A 20378-nucleotide genomic window follows, 5' to 3' on the forward strand; every position below is an offset into this window, starting at 1 on the left:
ATACGAAAGAAAGACGTGACATGTCAGACGGGTTCACCGTTACTTTTTGGGGGACAAGAGGCAGCTTAGCTTGCCCTGGACCACATACAACCAGATATGGCGGCAATACTTCCTGTGTTGAAATGTCATGTGGCGGGCATTCATTGGTCTTTGACGCAGGGACTGGACTGCGCGGTCTTGGCAAAAAAATGATGATGGCCTATGGGGATCAAGAACAGCATATCAATATGTTTCTAACCCATACCCACCTTGATCATGTGGTGGGATTACCCTTTTTTGGCCCTCTTCATAAGCCGGGGAATAAAATTAATATCTGGGCTGGGCATCTGGTGCCAAACCGTACATTGACAGAAGCCTTGAACACATTGATGTCCCCGCCTCTATTTCCGGTGCCACCTGCCATTTTTCGTGCTGATGTATCTTATAATGATTTTGAGGCTGGTGAGACGATTACATTGGCGGAAGAAGAAGGGGTTGTTATCAAATCTGCACCGCTTAATCATCCAAATGGTGCGACAGGTTTCCGTGTGGAATATGGTGGAAAATCAGTATGCTATATAACTGATACGGAACATGTTCCCGGTCGTCCAGATCAAGTGGTGCTTAACCTGATTAAAGATGCCGATATGGTCATTTATGACAGCAGTTATACCGAAGAAGAATATAAAACCTTTATGGGATTTGGCCATTCTACATGGGAAGAAGGCGTAAAGCTTTGCGATATGGCAAATGTGAAACAATTATACCTATTCCATCATGATCCAAGCCATGATGACGACCGCATGGATGAGATTTTAGCGGATGCTCAGAAACTACGTCCAAATGGCGTGGATGCGGCCCGCGAAGGTGAAACCGTTACCTTGTTATAAGCATCTTGTTGCTTTTCAATTCATCTGAATTCTTTTACACATCAAGGAAATACAGTCAAAACGGCTGTCAATTTTCGGAGGCATTCCATGTCATCTAAATTCTGGCGACGATTACATTTGGGTTTACGCACATTACTGACGGATCGCCCAAAAGGATATTTTATCCCCTATCGTTACGCTGATGGCGATGTACCTGCGGCGGATCGCAAGTCTTATGCATCTGTTGAGCGTCTGATGGACCGCAAAAAGGAAAACTTTGCCGGTATCATGGATGAATTATCCCTCTGGAAATCTGCCTTTGAAAAATTTGACGGGGCTGAACCACCCATGCCTCGATGGCAACAAACATGGTTTCCTGCTTTGGATGGGGCGCTGGCCTATCATATGGTTCAGGCAGAAAAACCCACCAAGATTGTGGAAATTGGGTCGGGTCATTCCAGCCGATTTATGATGCGGGCCATTCAGGATGGGAATTTACAAACCAGTTTTCATGCCATTGACCCTGCCCCAAGAGCCGATATCACCAAATTGGAAAACATCAACCTTTATCCCACCACCGTGCAATATGCGGATCAATCGGTTTTCAAGGATTTAACCGCAGGCGATATTCTTTTTATCGATAGCAGTCATATATTAATGCCGGGTAATGATGTGGATTTGCTCTTTAATCACATTATACCTGCATTGCCGTCAGGCGTGATACTTCATATTCATGACATGTCTTTGCCGGATGACTATCCAGATGTCTGGCAATGGCGGGGTTATAATGAGCAATTAGGTGTGATCCCGATGTTAACCAGCGGCGGGTTTGATCTTTTATGGTCATCCCATTATGTGGCAAGCCGTATGCAAGCAGATATTCCCGACTGGTTTACCAATCTGACGCAATTGCCAGAAGGGGCCTTGCAAACCAGTCTCTGGCTCCGCAAAACCTGCCCCGCCATTTAATTTTTCTTATTTATAAGGGTCGGATGCATCCCGTAGGCCATCGCCGAGGAAGTTAAAGGCCAGAACCACCAATACAACCGAAATCATTGGTACAATCAGCCATGGATGTAGTACAATATCATTGATATTTTGTACTTCGTTCAGCAACACACCCCAAGATGTGATAGGGGGGCGAAGACCAAGGCCTAAATAGCTAAGCGCGGTTTCCCCTAAAATCATGGCGGGGATAGACAAGCTGGCAGAGGCAATCAGATGGCTCATAAAACTTGGCATCAGATGGCGCATAATAATCCGTTTGGGGCTGGCACCCATCAAATTGGCAGCAACCGCGAAATCTTCTTCACGTAAGCTCAATAATTTAGATCGAACGGCGCGGGCCAAACCCGGCCAATCCAGCATACCTAGAATAATAGTTAAGCCGAAGAAGACTAAAATCGGGCTCCATGTCACTGGAAGGGCGGCGGATAACGCCATCCAAAGCGGCAATTGCGGGAAGGATCGGATAATTTCAATGACGCGCTGGATCGTGGAATCAATAAATCCACCGTAATATCCGGCAATCCCGCCAATAGTGATCCCCATAACGAAACTAATAGCGATGCCGACGATACCTACGGTTAAGGAAATACGCCCACCATAGCCCATACGCGATAGCATATCCCGACCCAAACGATCCGTTCCCATTAAGAATAATTGGCCACCGGGTGCGGGACAGAAAAGATGGGTATCGCCTGTAAATAAACCGCCCCAAAATTCATATTCGGCCCCTGCATAATCATTGCTGGAACAGAAAAAACGAATTTTCTGAATATCAGACATGTCCTCTTCATAAACCCATTGCCAGGTTTTGAGGTCAAATTCTCCTTTGGTGCCATAGACAAAAGGTCCGATAAATTCCCCCTCATGGGTGAAATGCACTTCTTGGGGCGGCATATATAAATAATCGGTATGACGATGATTAGGGTTATAAGGGTTTAAAAACTCTGAAATCAGCAGAGAAAAATAAACAGTGACCAAGAAGATACCGCTGATCAAGGCAACGCGATGTTTACGGAATTTCCACCACATAAGTTGCCATTGACTGGCTTGATAATAACGCTCTTGTTCCGTAGTTAGTTTTGTAACGCTATCTGGGTTCCACTCATTTTCATTCACCCAATGCGAATTTTTGTTGGAAATATCACTCATTTTGATGCCTCCGCACCCAAACGAATTCGGGGATCAAGCAAGGCTAAGGCTAGATCAGATACCAACATGCCAACCACAGTTAACAGGGCCACAAACATTAAGAAGCTACCTGCTAGATAGATATCTTGGGCCAATAGGGCGTTTAATAACATTGGACCTGTTGTTTCTAAACCAAGAACAACCGCCACAATAGCAGACCCTGAAATCACATCTGGGATTAGATTACCAATATCGGAAATGAAAGGGTTCAAGGCCATGCGCAATGGATATTTCACCAATGCTTTTTTCGGTGATAATCCTTTAGCTCTGGCCGTGATGACATATTGTTTATGTAATTCATCTAATAAATTTGCCCGTAATCGGCGGATCATAGAGGCTGTCCCACTTGTACCGATCACAATGACGGGTACCCAAAGATGTTCCAAGACAGAAAGAGCTTTATCCATGCTCCAAGGAGCATCGATATATTGCTCATCCATCAGGCCGCCCACATCGACGCCGAAATAAGCTTTCGCGATATAAAGTAAAATCAAGGCAAGCAAGAAGTTAGGTGTCGCAAGTCCCAGATAACCAATCAAGGTCAGGCTGTAATCACCAACACTATATTGTCGCACAGCGGAATAGACGCCGATTGGGAAGGCAACAATATAAATGAATAAGATAGTAAAGAAATTGAGCACAAAGGTGAGGGACATACGATCCCCGACAACCTCTGATACAGGTAAGTCATATTCGAAACTATGACCAAAATCGCCATGCAACATACCCCATAACCAATTGAAATATTGAATAATCATGGGTTGGTCTAAACCATATAACTCGCGATAATAAGCGATGCGTTCTTCACCGCTTTCACCTTGCGCCTGTAATTCATTGATCAAGGTGGTTAGGTAATCACCCGGCGGTAGCTGGATGATAATAAAAACTAGGGCAGAAATCACCAGCATGGTTGGGATCATGATCAAGAGGCGTCGTGCAATATATCCAAACATAGTTTTTTTTGCCCCTTAATCTTTAAACCAGAATAAATCAGTATTATAGAGGCCGAAATGGGCTCCGGGCTCCCAGTTCCAGATGGCTTCTTCCGGTACATTCATTAACTTATTGCTCACAACGATTGGCTGTAGGGTTCCGGCAATGAGACCAATGCTAAAGACTTGATTGGCATGGGTTTCCAACATTTGATGCCAGATCATAGCCCTTTCATCTACAGATTTTGCCTTAAACCAGCGATCATAATATTGCATCAACCCAATAGCTGCCGGCATATCGGGCTCTTCACCTGATACGCCGCCCGTTTGTACATATTGTCCCCATTTTGGCCATTGGAAATGGTCTTGATTGATCGGGGCAAGGCTTGCTGGTGGTGTATCGGCGGTTGCCATGCCATTTTCCATGCCGGAGAAGACTGTCATCACATTGGCGCCGGAATAGATGCGAGGTTTTAAAATATCCATGGTGGTTGGTTTTATATGTAACGCAATGCCTGCTTTGGCCCAACTATCAGTAATTAGCTGCAAAACATCAGATTGTTCTGGGCCTGTATCTGTAGTTTCTACAATAATTTCAAGTGTTTCACCATTTGGTAATTTACGAATGCCGCGACCATCTTTTTCGACCAGCCCGATTTCATCTAATAATTGATTGGCTTTTTCAATATTGAATTCCGCATAGGCTGTGCGGAAGTTTTCTTGGTATAGAGGGCTTGCCGGCAGTACCGTATTTTGGCCTTCGAGGGCAAAACCGAAATAGACGACGCGATTGATTTCATATCGATTAATGGCCAAGGAAAGAGCACGTCTAAAGCGGACATCACGTAACAAGCTACGCCATACAGGATTACTGTTATTCAAATTTGGAAATAAGGCCATATGAGAGCCTTTACCATTACGCCATAACCTCGTGGTATAACCGTATTCTTTTTCGTTTTGTTTTAGCAACGAAATATTGTTGAAGCCTAAATAGCGCCCTTGAAGATCGACTTCGCCCGTGCCTGCTTTTAAAGGGATAAGCTTCTTTTCTGTAATGCTGAACACCCAACGATCAATATAAGGAAGCTGGAGGCCGTTTTCGTCAACACGATGGAAATAGGGATTGCGATGATATTCGTATCTTTCCCCGGATTTCATTACTTTTAAAACCCAAGGCTGAAGGCTTGGCAGTTTTTCATTCTTGTTATGATAGGCTTTCGCATATTTGTTATGCAATGCGCCCCAGTTTTTGGCCCCCTTTTCCTTAACCAATTGATCTATATAATCTTTATCTTGATAATCAGCGTGATATTTTTTTAGATAATGAGCCGGCGCATAGATATAACGCGGACTTGCTTTGGCGAGGGAAGCCAAGAATAACGGATTAGGTACAGGCCATTCATATTGAACAACATCTTCAAATGGAAATGTAACCACTGGAAGATGCCCTTGCACGCGAAGGGCAGCTGGAGGTCCAGAAGGGTACAGAATTTCATTATTGGCTACATCTTCCCACCAATAACGGAAATCTTCGATAGAAAAAGGTGCACCATCGGACCATTTATGGCCCGTGCGCAATTTAAGACGGAAGATGCGACCATCAATGATTTCCACATCTTCTAGAATATCAGCTTCCAGTTCCAAATCCGTATTGTATTTAACCAAACGCGCATAGCCATATACGACCATTTGGCGTGTATCTTTGTCTTTACGCATGGCCATGCGAATGGTACCGCCATGATGACCAAGTTTAAGACCTTGGTCAGTCACATTTACGATTTTCGGAATATCCGGCAAACGATTATCAACGGATGGCAATTGACCTTTGGCAACCTTTGAAACATTGAAATCAGAATCTACAAACATATCTGCCATTGCTAGTGAAGGGGCGGCAAATAAAGCTAAAGATACAAGTGTGGCTTTTAGAAATTTCTTCATCACGAAACTCCTAAACCTGAATTCACATGGGTGCGCACATAATGTTCCCCAGACATGTCAGATAAAGCTAATTGTTGAGATCCATCATCGGTAAATGGTGTGGGCCAGCTTTCCGGATTACTGGCTTTTTCATTCATCAGATGATTGAAATCCAGCAAATGATCCAAACTTGGTTCCGGCACCGCTTTTAACAGGCCTTTGGTATAAGGGTGGATCGGGTTTTTAAACAGGCTTTCCCGCGGGGCCATTTCCACCAAACGACCACGACACATCACCGCAATATCATCTGCAATATAATCGACAACAGCTAAATTATGACTGATAAAGATATATGTGAGCCCCAATTTGGCCTGTAAATCTTTAAGCAAGTTTAAAATCTGCGCTTGAATAGAGACGTCTAATGCGGAAACAGGTTCATCACAAATAATCAGCTCCGGGCGTAAGGCAAGGGCGCGTGCAATGCCAATGCGTTGTCGTTGGCCGCCAGAAAAACTATGTGGATAGCGTTTTAGATGACGACGATCTAGGCCTACTAGTTCCATCAATTCCTCTGCCATTTCCTTACGGCTTTGTGGGGTGCCGATATTATGGATCACCAAAGGTTCCGTCAGAATATCACCCACTGTCATACGCGGGTTCAGGGATGAAAACGGGTCTTGGAAAATGAATTGCATTTTTTGACGGAAAGGAACCAACGATTTTTCATCTAGGCCAAGAATATCAATATCTTTTTCGCCATCATTAAAGGTGATGGAACCTTCATCCGGGCTTAGGGCGCGCATTAACATCTTACTTAAGGTCGTTTTGCCACATCCACTTTCCCCAACAAGGCCAAGGCATTGCCCGCGTTTAACCTGAAAAGTAACGTTATTCACAGCATGAACAGTGTTTCTCTCTTTTCCTGATCCAAAAACACCGCCTTTACGGATGGTGAAAGATTTACGTAATCCATCAACTTTAAGAATTGGTTTTTCAAGCTCTTCAGGTTTTTGACTGCCGTTTTGGTTTTCTCGTTCCGCCATTAAATGGCCGGTTTTGGTTTCAATAGATCGAATAGGTTTTAATCGTTCGCCTGGTTCCATATCAAAACGTGGTACCGCTGCTAACAAAGCTTTTAGATAAGGGTGTTGCGGATTACGATAGATCTCTTGTAGATTGCCTCTTTCCATGATTTCGCCGTGATACATGACCACGACATCTTTTGCGACATTGGCAACCACACCTAAATCATGCGTAATCATCAAAACAGCCATACCAAGTTCAGATTGCAGATCACGTATGATTTTCAGGATTTGGGCCTGAATGGTGACATCCAAGGCTGTGGTTGGTTCATCAGCAATCAGCAGAGAAGGTCGACATACCAAGGCCATGGCAATCATGGCCCGTTGACGCAAACCACCAGATAATTCAAATGGATAGGTTTTTAGGGCACGTGCCGGGTCGGGGAAACCGACGGCCCGTAACATATCTTTGGTCAATTCAGCAGCTTCTGCAACTGAAACAGGTCGATGCAGCAACAAAGCTTCCATAATCTGATTTCCCACTGTATGTAAGGGGGAAAGAGATGTCATAGGCTCCTGAAAAATAATGGATATACGACCACCACGAATATCCTGCATTGTTGTGCCTGCGGGATTCAGGCGTGAAATATCAATCGGACCTCCTTGAGCGAGGGCTGCTTCATCACAAAATAGAATTTCACCGGTTTCTATTTTTGCCGATTTGGGGAGGATGCCCATAATGGCTTGGGAAATCACTGATTTGCCGGATCCGGATTCCCCGACAAGAGCAACGGTTCCACCATGGGGGATATCAAAACTTACATTTTTGACAGCCTCAACAACGCCTTCATCCAAGTGAAAATGAATGCGCAAATCTTTGACTTGCAGTAGCTTGTCCATCCAAGCTTTCCCTTTCTGCTGTCGAATTAACCCCCTTAATCCGACGATACCCTGTTATTTTCCCGTATTTTTGAACGTAGATTTTATAAATCTACGCGATCCATCGGGGTATTTATGCCGGACGCATTCAGATTATCCAAGGTCACCGGGTCAAGTAGTAACTCATTTCCGGTGGCAGCCTCTGATGCGCGGTGTAAGATTTCATCGAAATCTTCTAGCTGTGAATCCAAGTTTATACTAATATTATCCGCTTTCAATTGCAAAAACATCCATCCATTCTCACCAGATTTCTTGGTGGAATAATAACGCAGTTTCAATTTGTTAAGCTTGTCCCATTCCAAGGTTTTTGAAATGGGCTTGAGTTGCTGTAATTTCTCATGATCATGTGTAATTTCAGTGACAGCGCGAATATAAATTCGACCCAAAAACACAACAAAAATTGCGGCCAAGCCATAAAGGATCCAGCTTAACCATGTTACGGGTTGGCCCATCATCAAAGGCAACACCACAAGGGATAGGCCTAGCGCACCTTTGGCACCATCCCAAATAAGGCCTTGCTTGCTATATCGTAGAGTTTTTGTGGATGGGACATCTGACATTGTGTTTACTCATTCATATTAGAATTCAATAGAAAAACTATCAATATAAGTGGATAAATCCAACCAATTTGCAGATGGATGTTGCTGAATGGTGTGATTAAATTTTTCTATAAAGGACCAAGTTTCTTCGTCATGGATTAAATGATGGGATAAAAAGCCAGTCGGCTCAATCACATCAACATTTTCCCAGACTTCACGCTTGGCACGTAGATGTAGAATTGCTTGGAGCAGGCTTTCAGTGTCGCCTAAAAATTGACGATTGGCTTTCCAATTTACGGGATCAATATGGGTATTTAAAATATCGGGGCCCGTATTTGGTTGGCGTGGGGTGAAGGTTGATACAAATTTTAAACCTGCCTCTTTCACGGCGTCTTCACCATCATTGCCTAAGCGGTTCCAGGGCGGCACAAAGAGAGGTTTAAATTGACCCCCAAAAACCTCCTTTAAGAGAGAATGACCTTTTTTGAGCTCTTCTGTCATCACTTCTTTTGAGCGATGGTCGCGAAATTCAGCCTTTTTCTCTTCTGTAGGCGCATGATTTACATGGGCAAAGCCATGTTGAACGATGGTGATCTGCTTGTGTTGAGAAGTGAAGGGTTGAAGGCTTTCTTCTAATTGATCCGGGATCACAGCTAAACTGATAGGAGTGTGATCTGTTGCCGTCATAAGTTTTTGTAAGGCAGATGTGTTGGCAACGGCATCATCATCACGCCACCAAAATTCAGCGATGGCACCTTCTTTCGCCCAATTGTCTAGTTCAGCAGTAAAATAAACCCATGGATTGGTAATAAAATCTGTATCAGATAATAGTTTCTGTTTTTCTTCTTTAATCGTCGGCATCTTAATTTCTTAGTAAAGATTTGAGTATAGTTGCGGATTTTTCTGCCCCATCCAGCGGAAATGGAGTATGCGGAATAACCGCTTGATTGGCCAGAAGAATATCTATTTTAGTTGCCAACAGATCAGGTGTTAAATTGTTTTCATCTAAGATAGATAGACGGCCAGCTTCTGCTAATAGTTCTGCGCGTAAGCTTTGTTCGCTTTCATCTCCATCTGCAAAAGGGATTACCAGACTATTCACACCCGTGGCTAGAATATCCATGACCGTATTGTAGCCTGCCTGACTGATAGATAGTTTTGCAGAGGAAAGCAGGGTTCGAAAGTCAGGTCGGGCGTCTTCGATGATCAGATTATCCTGAGCTTGGTTTTTGAGTTTTGTTTTTATGGTATCAGGCAAGTTTGGGCCAAGTAATAGACGCCAAATACCTGCTTTTTTTTGACTGAGCTTAAAGGCTTGAAAGGCAGTTTCATATATGCGCTGGCCTACAGCGCCACCACCGGCTGAAATAACAATTTCGGAAAGGTCGTTTGTTTCAGACGCCTTTGAAAATCCACTATCTACATATCCTGTATAGATGAGTTTATCGCCTAAACAATCTGCATTTTTAAAACTTCTTTCCAAGGGACAAAATTCTTTTTCTCCATGGATAAGAACACGGTCTAGATATTGATTGGTTGTATCAAAGGCAAATTGGCGTTTCTTTTCTTTTTTGGGATCTACCAGAATATCGCGGATAGACGTTGCACAAGGGATGTTATCAGTTTTGGCCTTTTCAAGCAGAGGGATAAGCTCTTCCTTAAATTTACGACGGGCAAAAGGAAAGCCTTCTAAAAGGATAACATCAGGAGATATTTTATCGTATAAATCAATGAGTTGCTTGCGGCGTTCTTGCCACCATTTTTCATCAATCAAATCACCCTTTTCATCAATTAACTGATTGAAATCCCCATTTCTGGTTTTTGTGGGGGGAAGTTGATGAAAATATGCGCCACCAAGGTCAGGTAAGTCTTCAGGAAAACCGCCACTGACATAATGAACTTCAAAGCCAGCTTTAAGGCAGGCGCGGGTGAGGGCGGCCGCGCGCATCTGATGCCCAATCCCAAGAAGATGTTGTACATGAAAGAAAAGTTTGGGTTTTTCTGTCATATACCCTGTTCCTTGTTGGGGTTTGGGCCGGGATGAAGTTTAATATTCATCTCCACAATTGAGGGATGTCCATTATGGTCCAGTTCAAATAAATGTGCTTCGGCTTGATTAAGTTTGTATGGAGGCTTCCCTAACATGGGCCAATCACAAGCCAAAGCCATGATTGCTCTAATCATGGCCAAATGTGTGACACAGACAGTAGCTTGATCGCGTTTTGCAATTTCTTGCAGTAATGGGTTGATGCGGCTTTGAACCTGTCTTGGACTTTCCCCATTTGGCGGTAAGAAATCCAATCCACGATCTTCGTTTTCCTGCATTTCTTTACCAAGCCGTTTACGTAAATCGGGTAAAATTTCTCCTTCCCAATCGCCAAAGCTCATTTCTATCAAGCGCTTATCGGTTGGTGAAACTTGACCAGATAGAATTTCTGCGGTTTCCAATGCCCGGGATAAGGGGCTACTGATCCATTGGAAATCCATCGTGAATTCAGGTAACCGCCATTCTTTTAACCAATCTCTGCTAAGATCAGAAATAGGAATATCTGTATGCCCTTGGAGACGTTTTTCACCATTCCAAATCGTTGGTGCATGTCGAATAAGCAAAAGCGGTGTGGTCATAAAGGCAGGCTCCGCGCAATGATTTGGGCTGCAGCCTGAAGGGAATGATTATATTTTACATTTTCTTCGGCAGCAAAAGACATCTTGTGACGAATATCTTCATATTCCAGAAGGTAGTCTACAGCCTTACTAAAGGCATCCATGTTACCTTCTTCTACCAATAGGCCGGTTTGTTGATGGCGGATGAAGTTGGCGATCCCCACTCTGTTGGCAGAGATAACAGGTAATCCCGCTGCTTGGGCTTCTAACATCGCCAAGCCAAAGGCTTCCTTGATACCAGGCCATACACATAAATCGCAATTTTGAAGAAGATCGGCAATTTCACTCTCTTCCATTTGTCCAGCAAATCGGATTGGTACCGGGAGGTCTGCAAATTTTTCTTCTAAATCTTGGCGACTTTCTCCATCTCCGACAAGGATCAGACTGCAGGCGTTTTCCCCAAGTTTTTTCCAGCTATCTGCAATAATTTCATAGGATTGCGTTTTATCTCCCTTGCGCATCATGCCAACAGCAATTGCCCAGATGTCATTTTCAGGTAAATCTAGTTTTTTTGCCCATTTCCCTCGATCCAGTTGATCCAGATTACTTTGATAGGGGCGTGCGTCCAAGAAAGGCGGTAGTAATATCAGTTCAGTCCAACTTGGAAGATACGGCTTGATACAAGATACATCATCCGGATTTAACACATAAATCCGTCCTGCCAGCGCGAGCGCTTCCTGTGTGGCTTTTAACCCTCGATCCCAAGGGCCATGTTCTTGTTTGGGTGCATAGCTTGCTTCTGCGATGCAGTATGGAATATGAAAATGTTTACAGATCTTTGGGCCAATGAGGTCAGGTGCCTTATGATAAAGGTGATAGGTAAACCAAACTTCTGGTGCGCCATCTTTCTCATATAACGTAATCAGACGCTGCACTTCTGCGGCTGCTTCTTGTTCCAGATTGTCCTGAACTTCGTCATCACCTGTTTTATTATAGGAACGAAATTCGCTGGTCAATTCAACCTTCGCACCTGACATTTTTAACGCTTGGAGTATCAATCGTCCCACACGTCGATCCCCGGATGGGGTCGGATGGTTGGGTGATTTTAACGGGGCGTAGAAGGCGATAGTCATGATCTTCCTTTGAAGGTTACTTCAGGGAAGTATGGTCCAGATTAAAACATTCCGCCAGTCTGGTAATACAATGATCCGCATCAAACTCTTCACGGACACGTTTTTCACCTGCTTGCCCCATTTTAAAGCGTTGTTTTGAAACTGTAATGATTTTTAAAAGCTTTTCTGACAGATTATCTGCATCTTCGGCTTCTGCGAGTAACCCGTTCTTACCATCAACAATTAATTCGGGAATGGCGGATATATTGGTTGATACCACGGCCAGTCCTTGGCTTTGCGCTTCCATTAAAACATTTGGTAAACCATCGCGGTCACCATCTTCGACGACTTTGCTGGCAAGAACAAAGGCATCGGCTTTACGAATTTCTTCCAGTACTTTTTCTTGGGGTTGCGCACCAAGCCAATCAATCTTATCGGATAATCCAAGGTTTTTTGCTTGTGCCTTTAGCTTCTCTTCCAGCGTGCCTCCACCGACTTGTATTAGTTTCCAATGCAAATCTTTCGGCAGTTTTGCTAAGGCATTGAGTAGATCATCATAGCCTTTCTTTTTGACCAAACGACCCACAGAGACAAGCGTAACTTTTTTTTCTGCGGTTGATCCGTCATAATCATTTTCTTTTCGATCAAAATGATCGAAACGTGCCAAATCAAGTCCATGATAAATGAGGTGCACTTTTTCTGGATCAGGGCTCAAGTCTCGCAGATGGGCAGCGCCATAAGCAGTACAAGTTGAAAGCCAACCCATTTCAGCCATTTTTTCCTGCTTTTCCCAATCAGGAATTGTCCAAATATCTTTGGCATGTGCTGACCCACTCCATGGTAATTTACGCATAATTGCGGCATATCTTGTTACGGATGCAGGTGTATGTAAAAAATGAAAATGTACTCGTTCAATACTGTCAGGTAATTCTGTTGCCAATACGCAAGCCTGACCAAATCGGCGAATACGGTTTCGGGTTTTGTCGCGTTTATAATCTTTTAGAAATGCACGGAATGCTTTCGAATACCCCGGTAGACAACGTGCTTTGAGCCATGCTTTTAGAACCCGTGATTTTTCTTCGTGAAGATATTCTGGTAGATAAGATACATCCGCTTCGATTTCGCTATGAATTGGATGACGGGCCGTATCTGTTGGGTGACGCAGGGAGATAATTTTTATTCCCAAACCAAGTTTTTCCAGATTTCGGATTTCTTGGGCAATAAAGGTTTCCGAAAGACGGGGATAGCCTTTCAAGACAAAAGCAACAGAAGGCTTTTCAGATTTTTTCTGGGACATGTTTTGTTTCGTTTGGTTAGATGTTAACCGGAAATTTGTGAAAGCGTTGCAGCTGTCTCACGATTTTTGGCGCGGGTATCAAGATGTTTTTGGGTTAGACGATTCACGCTATCAAGACCATCCATTAAGCCAGGTACAACAACATCACTTGGGCGTTTTTGTTGTGGTAGTTGACGAAGGGCTGTTGCCATTGTGTCTGGACGACGTTCATTGTCATCTTCCAGCATGGAGACCAAACCTAAGGATTGAGCACTTGAAGCACGGATGAATTGTTCCATACGTGGGCGGGTGCGTGGAATAATCATAGCAGGTTTATTAAAAGATAAGATTTCACAAAATGTGTTATATCCACCCATGGCGACGATAGCTGCTGCGTTATCCATCAGGCTTTCCATATGGGCATCAAAGGAAAGCGCTTCTACATCTTCCAATTTGTTTATTCGTTCATCAAAAGCATTTTGCTGTTCAGACTGCATGAAGGGGCCAAATACAATCAAGGCAGGATAGGGTAGGTTTTTGTGGTTTTCATAGGCACGTAAAACCCAGTCAACCATGAGGTCGCCGTCTCCACCACCACCCGGAGTGACCAACAAATAAGGAGGATCAAACTTTGAAATGATATAGGGTTTGATGGCTTCGCTTGGTACTTCTCGTTCCAGATAGCCCGTATAAACCATCTTGCGCAAAACGGATTCAGGTACATGCATCCCATCCAGAGGTTTGCATATTTGCGGGAGGCCATAAACCCAGATTTCATCATATAGATTTTCAAGTGCCGGCATGGCGCCTTTGCGTTCCCATTCTGGTTCCAGAAGATCTGGATCATCCATAACATCGCGTAATCCAAGGACGAGCGGCACACCCATGTCTTTTAACATATGAAGCGTATGTTCAACTTCTCCACGTAATCCCAATGGTTCTTTATCTACGATGAAAAGATCAGGATCGAAGGCTTCTGCTGTATGTTTGATAATGGAGGCACGCATTGCCAAGGTTTCTTCAATATCCATATGAAGCTTTAGAGAAGTGTAATCGCCGTTTCGCAACTTAATCACACCAGGAATACGCACAAAATCAACACGGGAAGAGAAATCAAAGCTACCAATAATGGGTGATCCTGTGAGGATTAAAACACTCAAATTGGGATTTTGACGCACCAAAGAATGGGCAATTGCGCGTGTACGGCGCAAATGGCCCAGCCCAAATGTATCGTGGCTATACATCAAAATTCGTGAAGCACGCTCTATTGCGACCATCTTGACCCGTCTGTTTCCTTGATTACATATTAGATGTAATCGTAAATTATTACGCACACTATCGCAGAAAAGCGATGAAAAACAAGTGGGATCACTCTGCCCAATTTTACTTTTGCAAGCAAGACGTGTGATAAATGCAACAGTCACATTGATGTGACGGTGGTTTCACTTGCGAATAGGTGATGAAAAAAGCATATTACCTCTACACGGGGGAGACTATCGGTTTCATGCCGATAGGAAGTTAAGGATTTAAGAATTTAATGAGCTTGCAAGAAGAAGTTGAAGCGCTCTCGAAAGTGCCCATTTTTGAACGTCTGGACATGGCGAAGCTGAAAGTGCTCGCTTTTACAGCAGATCGTGCCACATATGCACCACAGGACCTCTTATGTAAGGAAGGGGAGCGCGGAGATCGTGCGTTCGTGCTTATGTCTGGCGAAGCCAAGATTTGGGTGGAAACCAATTCTGGCCCATTGCATGTAGCGGATTTAAAACGCCACGATGTGGTTGGTGAGATTGCTTTGCTCGCTGGTTTGCCGCGAAGTGCGACTGTGATTGCAGAGTCGCAAGTAGAAGCCCTAATCTTAAATGAAGATGTGTTTATGCATATGATCCATGAATTCCCAAGTGTCGGGCTTGAATTGATGCGTAGTTTGGCTGAAAAACTTCATAATACGACGTCTCGTCTTCAGGATGTGGCGAATTTACCAAGTGATGAATAGGAAAATTTAGATGTCACGACTTGATAGTGTGATCCGCCGATTGAAAGCACAACGTGCTTGCTTGGATGAGGCGACATCTATGGTAGATGGCAAAAGCGGACATGTTCTTGAACTTGGGCTTGGCAATGGTCGCACATATGATCATCTGCGTGAAAAGCTACCCAATCGAGATATCTATGTGTTTGAACGTCAGGTAAATGCGCATCCGGACTGTATCCCGCCAGAAGATAAATTATTTCTAGGTAATTTAGAAGATACGTTATTGGAAGCGCGCGATAAATTAGGCGCAACGGCGGATTTGTTGCATTCTGATATTGGGACGGGTGATCCAGACAGAAATCGTAAATTTGCAACATGGTTAAGTAGCATTTATCCAGACTTGATGGCCTCTGGCGGGGTAATCCTTAGCGATCAGGAATTAACCTTAGATGATTTTGATCAGCTTCCTTTGCCTCAGGATGTGCAGGTTGGTCGATATTATTTCTATCAAAAGAAATAAGAAAAACAGGAGGTTGTTGTGTTGAATGATAACGTGAAATTAGTTCAGGAACATGCAACAACCATTGCTTTCCCAAAGGATGAATTAGCACAGGAATGGTTTGCAGTCATGTTGCGTGGGCCATCAGGCAGCGGTAAATCTGATCTTGCATTACGTCTTATTGATCAAGGGGCTGTTTTAGTCGCAGATGATCGATCTTGTATGGAAAATAAAGACGGAACTATTTGGGTGAGCCCGCCAGAATCACTAGCAGGCAAGCTCGAAGTTCGTGGTCTAGGGATTATGCAGGTTTCATATAAAGAGCATGCACCGTTACAATTAGTGGTCGACCTAAAACCATTAAATGAAATTGAACGTATACCTGAACAAAAAACTGTAACTTATCTAGGACATGATGTGTCTTATGTACAAGTTTGTGCCTTTGAAGCATCAGCGGCATTAAAAATTCGTTATGCATTGAATGCTGATTGGTTGGAGATATAGAAAGATGAATAAAGCCACGGAAGCTCCAATTTATCTTGTTACCGGTTTATCTGGTGCGGGAAAGTCCACATGTTTACATGTATTGGAAGATTTGGGGTATGAAGCTGTTGATAATCTACCTCTGTCCCTTCTTCCTGCATTAATAGAAGAAGCGATTAACCCTGATTCAGGTTTTGGTCCTTTAGCGGTGGGAATTGATATCCGCAGTCGTAATTTTGACGTCAGTGAATTTATTGATGTGGCAAAGAAACTACAGGCAGATGCAGGCCGACCGATCCGGTTGCTTTATGTGGAATGCGATGATGAAAGTTTAATTTCACGATATAATCAAACACGGCGACCACATCCATTGGCTCAGGACAGTCTGGAGAAATCCGTTGCGTTGGAACGGGAGTTGCTAAATCCGTTAAAAGAGCGTGCGGATCTTGTGATTGATTCAACAGGACAAACCATCTGGCAATTTAGAAGTCGCCTGAAACAGGTTCTAGGGGATGGGGTGGCAGATAAAATGGTGGTGACTTTGATGTCATTCTCTTTTGCTAAAGCTATCCCGCGCGACGCTGATTTGGTGTTTGATGTGCGGTTTTTACAAAATCCTCATTATATTGAAGAATTGCGCCCCCTTACTGGACAAGATCATTTTGTACAGGAATATGTGCGTAAAGATCCCGATTTTGCGAGTTTTATGGAAAAACTTACGGCCCTGCTAGATGTCACAATGCCCCGTTATCAAGAAGAAGGAAAAAGTCATTTGACCATCGCAATTGGGTGTACTGGCGGACGTCATCGATCTGTTTTTGTGGCAGAAGAGTTGGGGAATTATCTGCAGGGTCAATGGTCTTATCATGTGACCCACACGATTATTGGGAATGTTTGATCGTAAAAAGACTTGATGAAAAGGTCTGAATGTTCATACTTCCTAACTGTAATTTTAACATATAAAAATGCGTATATTGCGGGGGCAAAATTTATATGATCGGTTTGGTTTTGGTTACTCATGGCAAGCTTGCAGATGAATTTGTATTAGCCATGGAACATGTGGTTGGTCCACAGGAACAAGTTGCAAGTATTTGCATTGGTCCTGATGATGATATGGAACAACGACGAACAGATATTGTGTCTGCTGTTGGTAAGGTTGATAGCGGTGAAGGTGTAATTGTTCTAACCGATATGTTTGGTGGAACGCCATCTAATCTGGCTATTTCCATTATGGACCAAGGTAAGATCGAAGTTCTAGCTGGATTGAATCTTCCGATGTTAATCCGCTTGGCAAGTGTACGCCAAACCGAAGATATGGACGAAGCTGTACAAGCAGCTCAGGAAGCCGGTGTAAAATATATAAATATTGCCAGCAAGCTACTTGGGAATTAAGCATTTATCGCATAAACAAGATTAAGTAAGTTATAAAAATGAGCGATACAGCTTTTGAGAAAACGTTAGAAATCGTAAATAAGCGCGGCCTTCATGCACGCGCAGCAGCTAAATTTTCAAAACTATCTGATGAATTTGATGCTGATATTCGAGTCAGTAAAGATGGGCAAACGGTTTCTGGCCTATCAATCATGGGGTTGATGATGTTGTCTGCATCTAAAGGGACAACTATAGAGATTGCAACATCGGGTGCGCAGGCAGAAGATGCAATGAAGGCTTTAGAAGAATTAGTCTCAGGCGCATTTGACGAAGAAGAATAAACTCTCATTAATTTTAACATATAAAGAAAAATTTATATCTTGTTCGGTTTTGCTGGACAGATTTATACTTCATTGCTATACCCCGCCATAGATACATCCCTGTTTAATACACTTAACTGTTAGGAAGGAAGCCGATATGTCCGGTTTTACTGATTATAAAGTTGCAGATATTTCTTTGGCTGAATGGGGCCGTAAAGAAATCAATATCGCTGAGACAGAAATGCCGGGTTTGATGGCACTTCGTGAAGAATTCGGCCCAAGCCAACCGTTGAAAGGCGCACGCATCGCTGGTTGCCTTCATATGACAATTCAAACAGCAGTTTTGATTGAAACATTGGTAGCTTTAGGTGCTGAAGTACGTTGGTCTTCTTGTAACATCTTCTCCACACAAGATCAGGCTGCGGCTGCGATTGCGGCTGCTGGTATTCCTGTATTTGCTTGGAAAGGCTTGAATGAGGAAGAGTTCAACTGGTGTATTGAACAAACAATCACAGGTCCAGATGGTTGGGAAATCAACATGATCTTGGATGATGGTGGTGATTTGACCATTATGGCCCATGAAGAGCGTTTCGCACATATCCTCGAAAATGTTAAAGGGCTATCCGAAGAAACAACAACTGGTGTTCACCGTCTACATGAAATGGTGAAAGCGGGTACATTGAAAGTACCTGCGATCAACGTGAATGACAGTGTGACAAAATCCAAATTCGACAACAAATATGGTTGTCGTGAATCTTTGGTTGATGCGATCCGTCGTGCAACAGACGTCATGATGGCTGGTAAAGTTGCTGTTGTGAATGGTTATGGTGATGTTGGTAAAGGTTCTGCTGAATCCTTGCGTTCTTCCGGTTGTCGCGTATTGGTGACAGAAGTTGATCCGATCTGTGCATTGCAAGCAGCAATGGAAGGTTATGAAGTTACAACAATGGAAGATGCGGCTGCGCATGGCGATATCTTCGTAACTACAACCGGTAACATCGATATCATCACAATCGACCATATGCGTGCGATGAAAGATCGTGCGATCGTTTGTAACATTGGTCACTTTGATAACGAAATCCAAGTTGACGCATTGAAAAACTACGAATGGGACAATATTAAGCCACAAGTTGACGAAATCATCTTCCCGGATGGCAAGCGTATGATCTTGTTGGCAGAAGGTCGTTTGGTAAACTTGGGTTGTGCAACAGGTCACCCAAGCTTCGTAATGTCCGCAAGTTTCACAAACCAAGTATTGGCGCAAATGGAATTGTGGAATGATGCCGACAAATACGAAAATGATGTTTACGTATTGCCGAAACATTTGGACGAAAAAGTAGCTGCGCTTCACTTGGCAAAAGTTGGTGCGAAACTAACAAAAATGTCTCAAGCGCAAGCAGAATACATTGGCGTCACTGTAGATGGCCCATTCAAGCCGGATGCATATCGCTACTAAGTTTTCCGATATGGAAAATAGAAAAGGCCGCTCATCATTGGGCGGCCTTTTTGTTTTGATTAGCGGAGAACTTGGTTGAGCCAGTCTTCCAATTTATTAGATAGAAGGTTTGGCACATCTATCATTGAAAGATGGCCTGCATCCGGTAGAGGTTCGAAATCAGAATTTTTGAGCATCGCGTGAAACCGTCTACCCTCGGAAATATTGACCCATTGATCTTCTTCTCCCCATAAAACAAGGCTTGGGACTTGAAGTGTGGGATATAGTTTTTCCAGATCGACGGTGTAGTCATAATCATATTGTCCTATTTGTCGATAATATGCTTTTTGTCCTTCTTCACCGCGCCAAGGCGCTAAAAGGCCATTCATTAAATCTGTATCGATTATTCTGGAAGAGGCGGTTTTAATATGTGCTTCCAATACAGCTAAATGAACATATTCTGGCACATTGGCAAAAGTCTCTTCATTTTTCTGGACATGTCTTGAAAATGGTGTGCCCCATGGAGATAAAATCACACCATCAATAATTGCGATGGCTTTGACGGATAATTCCTCAACCAAATGGGCACCAAGAACACTTGCAGCACCAAAATCATGGCCAATTAAAATTGGATTGGTCAGTTTTTTATGATCTGAAAATTCTTTCACAACGCGGGCAAAGCTGCGCAAACGAACATCTTGGCCTTCGAATTTATCGGAACGCCCATAACCGGGCAAATCAAGTAGATGAAGGCAATAATTCTTAGAAAGTCGCTTAACAACATCAGTCCAGATTATGGCATTAAATGGTGTTCCATGAACCAAGATGAGGTCAGGTCCATTGCCGATTGATGTATGCTTTATATTTCCTGCACTTGATTTGAATTCATGATTGAGTTTAATATATGACA

General features: G+C 43.4%; 21 protein-coding genes. 9 read left to right on the forward strand and 12 right to left on the reverse strand.

Annotated elements, in window-relative coordinates; genetic code table 11:
- Positions 1 to 20: 20 nt before the first annotated feature.
- Together E1160_RS05945 and E1160_RS05950 are read left to right on the forward strand one after the other, a co-directional pair.
- On the forward strand, positions 21 to 869 hold the full coding sequence (locus E1160_RS05945; RefSeq protein WP_155154092.1) for an MBL fold metallo-hydrolase: 849 nt from the start codon (positions 21 to 23) through the stop codon (positions 867 to 869).
- 87 nt (positions 870 to 956) lie between these two features.
- Complete coding sequence (locus E1160_RS05950) at positions 957 to 1817, forward strand: class I SAM-dependent methyltransferase (protein ID WP_155154093.1); 861 nt, start codon at positions 957 to 959, stop codon at positions 1815 to 1817.
- Between the two features lie 6 nt (positions 1818 to 1823).
- Here E1160_RS05950 and E1160_RS05955 read toward each other — a convergent pair whose 3' ends face one another.
- The 11 genes from E1160_RS05955 to E1160_RS06005 all read right to left on the reverse strand — a co-directional run bounded on the left by E1160_RS05955 (position 1824) and on the right by E1160_RS06005 (position 14662).
- The gene (locus tag E1160_RS05955; protein ID WP_155154094.1) at positions 1824 to 3005 is read right to left on the reverse strand and encodes an ABC transporter permease; all 1182 of its coding nucleotides are present in this window, start codon (positions 3003 to 3005) and stop codon (positions 1824 to 1826) included.
- Positions 3002 to 3997, reverse strand: coding sequence for an ABC transporter permease (locus E1160_RS05960; RefSeq protein ID WP_155154095.1), 996 nt, complete (start codon positions 3995 to 3997; stop codon positions 3002 to 3004). Before E1160_RS05960 ends, E1160_RS05955 begins: the two co-directional genes overlap by 4 nt.
- Positions 3998 to 4012: 15 nt before the next feature.
- Positions 4013 to 5914, reverse strand: a complete 1902-nt coding sequence (locus E1160_RS05965; RefSeq protein ID WP_155154096.1) for an ABC transporter substrate-binding protein — start codon at positions 5912 to 5914, stop codon at positions 4013 to 4015.
- Positions 5914 to 7815, reverse strand: coding sequence for an ABC transporter ATP-binding protein (locus tag E1160_RS05970; RefSeq protein ID WP_155154097.1), 1902 nt, complete (start codon positions 7813 to 7815; stop codon positions 5914 to 5916). The genes E1160_RS05965 and E1160_RS05970 overlap by 1 nt, the downstream gene beginning before the upstream one ends.
- An 83-nt stretch (positions 7816 to 7898) precedes the next feature.
- Positions 7899 to 8414, reverse strand: coding sequence for a hypothetical protein (locus E1160_RS05975; RefSeq protein ID WP_155154098.1), 516 nt, complete (start codon positions 8412 to 8414; stop codon positions 7899 to 7901).
- 18 nt (positions 8415 to 8432) lie between these two features.
- Positions 8433 to 9254, reverse strand: coding sequence for a polysaccharide deacetylase family protein (locus E1160_RS05980; protein WP_155154099.1), 822 nt, complete (start codon positions 9252 to 9254; stop codon positions 8433 to 8435).
- A 1-nt stretch (position 9255) separates the two neighbouring features.
- A complete protein-coding gene (locus E1160_RS05985) occupies positions 9256 to 10401 on the reverse strand; it encodes a glycosyltransferase family protein (protein ID WP_155154100.1) in 1146 nt (381 codons plus the stop codon).
- The gene (locus E1160_RS05990) at positions 10398 to 11018 is read right to left on the reverse strand and encodes a histidine phosphatase family protein (protein WP_155154101.1); all 621 of its coding nucleotides are present in this window, start codon (positions 11016 to 11018) and stop codon (positions 10398 to 10400) included. The genes E1160_RS05985 and E1160_RS05990 overlap by 4 nt, the downstream gene beginning before the upstream one ends.
- Positions 11015 to 12130, reverse strand: coding sequence for a glycosyltransferase family 4 protein (locus E1160_RS05995; protein WP_155154102.1), 1116 nt, complete (start codon positions 12128 to 12130; stop codon positions 11015 to 11017). Before E1160_RS05995 ends, E1160_RS05990 begins: the two co-directional genes overlap by 4 nt.
- Before the next feature lie 16 nt (positions 12131 to 12146).
- Positions 12147 to 13406: a glycosyltransferase family 4 protein gene (locus tag E1160_RS06000; protein WP_155154103.1), complete on the reverse strand. Its 1260-nt coding sequence runs from the start codon at positions 13404 to 13406 to the stop codon at positions 12147 to 12149.
- 23 nt (positions 13407 to 13429) lie between these two features.
- Positions 13430 to 14662 carry a glycosyltransferase family protein gene (locus tag E1160_RS06005; protein ID WP_218048738.1) on the reverse strand — a complete coding sequence of 411 codons (1233 nt, stop codon included), beginning with the start codon at positions 14660 to 14662 and terminating at the stop codon, positions 13430 to 13432.
- A 260-nt stretch (positions 14663 to 14922) separates the two neighbouring features.
- Between E1160_RS06005 and E1160_RS06010 the strand changes: the two genes are divergently transcribed.
- The 7 genes from E1160_RS06010 to ahcY all read left to right on the forward strand — a co-directional run bounded on the left by E1160_RS06010 (position 14923) and on the right by ahcY (position 19489).
- Positions 14923 to 15381, forward strand: coding sequence for a Crp/Fnr family transcriptional regulator (locus E1160_RS06010; protein WP_155154104.1), 459 nt, complete (start codon positions 14923 to 14925; stop codon positions 15379 to 15381).
- 10 nt (positions 15382 to 15391) lie between these two features.
- Entirely contained in the window at positions 15392 to 15880 is a 489-nt protein-coding gene (locus tag E1160_RS06015; RefSeq protein WP_155154105.1) for a class I SAM-dependent methyltransferase, read from the forward strand.
- Positions 15881 to 15898: 18 nt separating this feature from the next.
- Positions 15899 to 16363, forward strand: a complete 465-nt coding sequence (locus tag E1160_RS06020; protein WP_328597129.1) for an HPr kinase/phosphorylase — start codon at positions 15899 to 15901, stop codon at positions 16361 to 16363.
- A gap of 4 nt (positions 16364 to 16367) precedes the next feature.
- Positions 16368 to 17240, forward strand: coding sequence for an RNase adapter RapZ (rapZ, locus tag E1160_RS06025; RefSeq protein WP_218048739.1), 873 nt, complete (start codon positions 16368 to 16370; stop codon positions 17238 to 17240).
- Between the two features lie 95 nt (positions 17241 to 17335).
- Positions 17336 to 17734, forward strand: a complete 399-nt coding sequence (locus tag E1160_RS06030) for a PTS sugar transporter subunit IIA (protein WP_155154107.1) — start codon at positions 17336 to 17338, stop codon at positions 17732 to 17734.
- A gap of 38 nt (positions 17735 to 17772) precedes the next feature.
- Positions 17773 to 18054 carry an HPr family phosphocarrier protein gene (locus tag E1160_RS06035; protein ID WP_155154108.1) on the forward strand — a complete coding sequence of 94 codons (282 nt, stop codon included), beginning with the start codon at positions 17773 to 17775 and terminating at the stop codon, positions 18052 to 18054.
- A 136-nt stretch (positions 18055 to 18190) separates the two neighbouring features.
- Positions 18191 to 19489 carry an adenosylhomocysteinase gene (gene ahcY / locus E1160_RS06040; RefSeq protein WP_155154109.1) on the forward strand — a complete coding sequence of 433 codons (1299 nt, stop codon included), beginning with the start codon at positions 18191 to 18193 and terminating at the stop codon, positions 19487 to 19489.
- 59 nt (positions 19490 to 19548) lie between these two features.
- Here the strand turns inward: ahcY and E1160_RS06045 are convergent.
- On the reverse strand, positions 19549 to 20378 hold an 830-nt coding region (locus E1160_RS06045; protein ID WP_155154110.1), incomplete at its 5' end, for an alpha/beta fold hydrolase.

Source organism: Curvivirga aplysinae (assembly GCF_009711445.1).
GTDB lineage: Bacteria > Pseudomonadota > Alphaproteobacteria > UBA8366 > Aestuariispiraceae > Curvivirga > Curvivirga aplysinae.

Bases quoted from the DNA above. Each gene is read 5' to 3' on its own strand.
- E1160_RS05955 (WP_155154094.1), bottom strand. From the start codon at position 3,005: ATGAGTGATATTTCCAACAAAAATTCGCATTGGGTGAATGAAAATGAG.
- E1160_RS06030 (WP_155154107.1), top strand. From the start codon at position 17,336: ATGATCGGTTTGGTTTTGGTTACTCATGGCAAGCTTGCAGATGAATTT.
- E1160_RS05945 (WP_155154092.1), top strand. From the start codon at position 21: ATGTCAGACGGGTTCACCGTTACTTTTTGGGGGACAAGAGGCAGCTTA.
- E1160_RS05990 (WP_155154101.1), bottom strand. From the start codon at position 11,018: ATGACCACACCGCTTTTGCTTATTCGACATGCACCAACGATTTGGAAT.
- E1160_RS05965 (WP_155154096.1), bottom strand. From the start codon at position 5,914: ATGAAGAAATTTCTAAAAGCCACACTTGTATCTTTAGCTTTATTTGCC.
- E1160_RS05975 (WP_155154098.1), bottom strand. From the start codon at position 8,414: ATGTCAGATGTCCCATCCACAAAAACTCTACGATATAGCAAGCAAGGC.
- rapZ (WP_218048739.1), top strand. From the start codon at position 16,368: ATGAATAAAGCCACGGAAGCTCCAATTTATCTTGTTACCGGTTTATCT.
- E1160_RS06005 (WP_218048738.1), bottom strand. From the start codon at position 14,662: ATGGTCGCAATAGAGCGTGCTTCACGAATTTTGATGTATAGCCACGAT.
- E1160_RS05960 (WP_155154095.1), bottom strand. From the start codon at position 3,997: ATGTTTGGATATATTGCACGACGCCTCTTGATCATGATCCCAACCATG.
- E1160_RS06000 (WP_155154103.1), bottom strand. From the start codon at position 13,406: ATGTCCCAGAAAAAATCTGAAAAGCCTTCTGTTGCTTTTGTCTTGAAA.
- E1160_RS06015 (WP_155154105.1), top strand. From the start codon at position 15,392: ATGTCACGACTTGATAGTGTGATCCGCCGATTGAAAGCACAACGTGCT.
- ahcY (WP_155154109.1), top strand. From the start codon at position 18,191: ATGTCCGGTTTTACTGATTATAAAGTTGCAGATATTTCTTTGGCTGAA.
- E1160_RS05980 (WP_155154099.1), bottom strand. From the start codon at position 9,254: ATGCCGACGATTAAAGAAGAAAAACAGAAACTATTATCTGATACAGAT.
- E1160_RS05970 (WP_155154097.1), bottom strand. From the start codon at position 7,815: ATGGACAAGCTACTGCAAGTCAAAGATTTGCGCATTCATTTTCACTTG.
- E1160_RS05995 (WP_155154102.1), bottom strand. From the start codon at position 12,130: ATGACTATCGCCTTCTACGCCCCGTTAAAATCACCCAACCATCCGACC.
- E1160_RS06010 (WP_155154104.1), top strand. From the start codon at position 14,923: ATGAGCTTGCAAGAAGAAGTTGAAGCGCTCTCGAAAGTGCCCATTTTT.
- E1160_RS05950 (WP_155154093.1), top strand. From the start codon at position 957: ATGTCATCTAAATTCTGGCGACGATTACATTTGGGTTTACGCACATTA.
- E1160_RS06035 (WP_155154108.1), top strand. From the start codon at position 17,773: ATGAGCGATACAGCTTTTGAGAAAACGTTAGAAATCGTAAATAAGCGC.
- E1160_RS05985 (WP_155154100.1), bottom strand. From the start codon at position 10,401: ATGACAGAAAAACCCAAACTTTTCTTTCATGTACAACATCTTCTTGGG.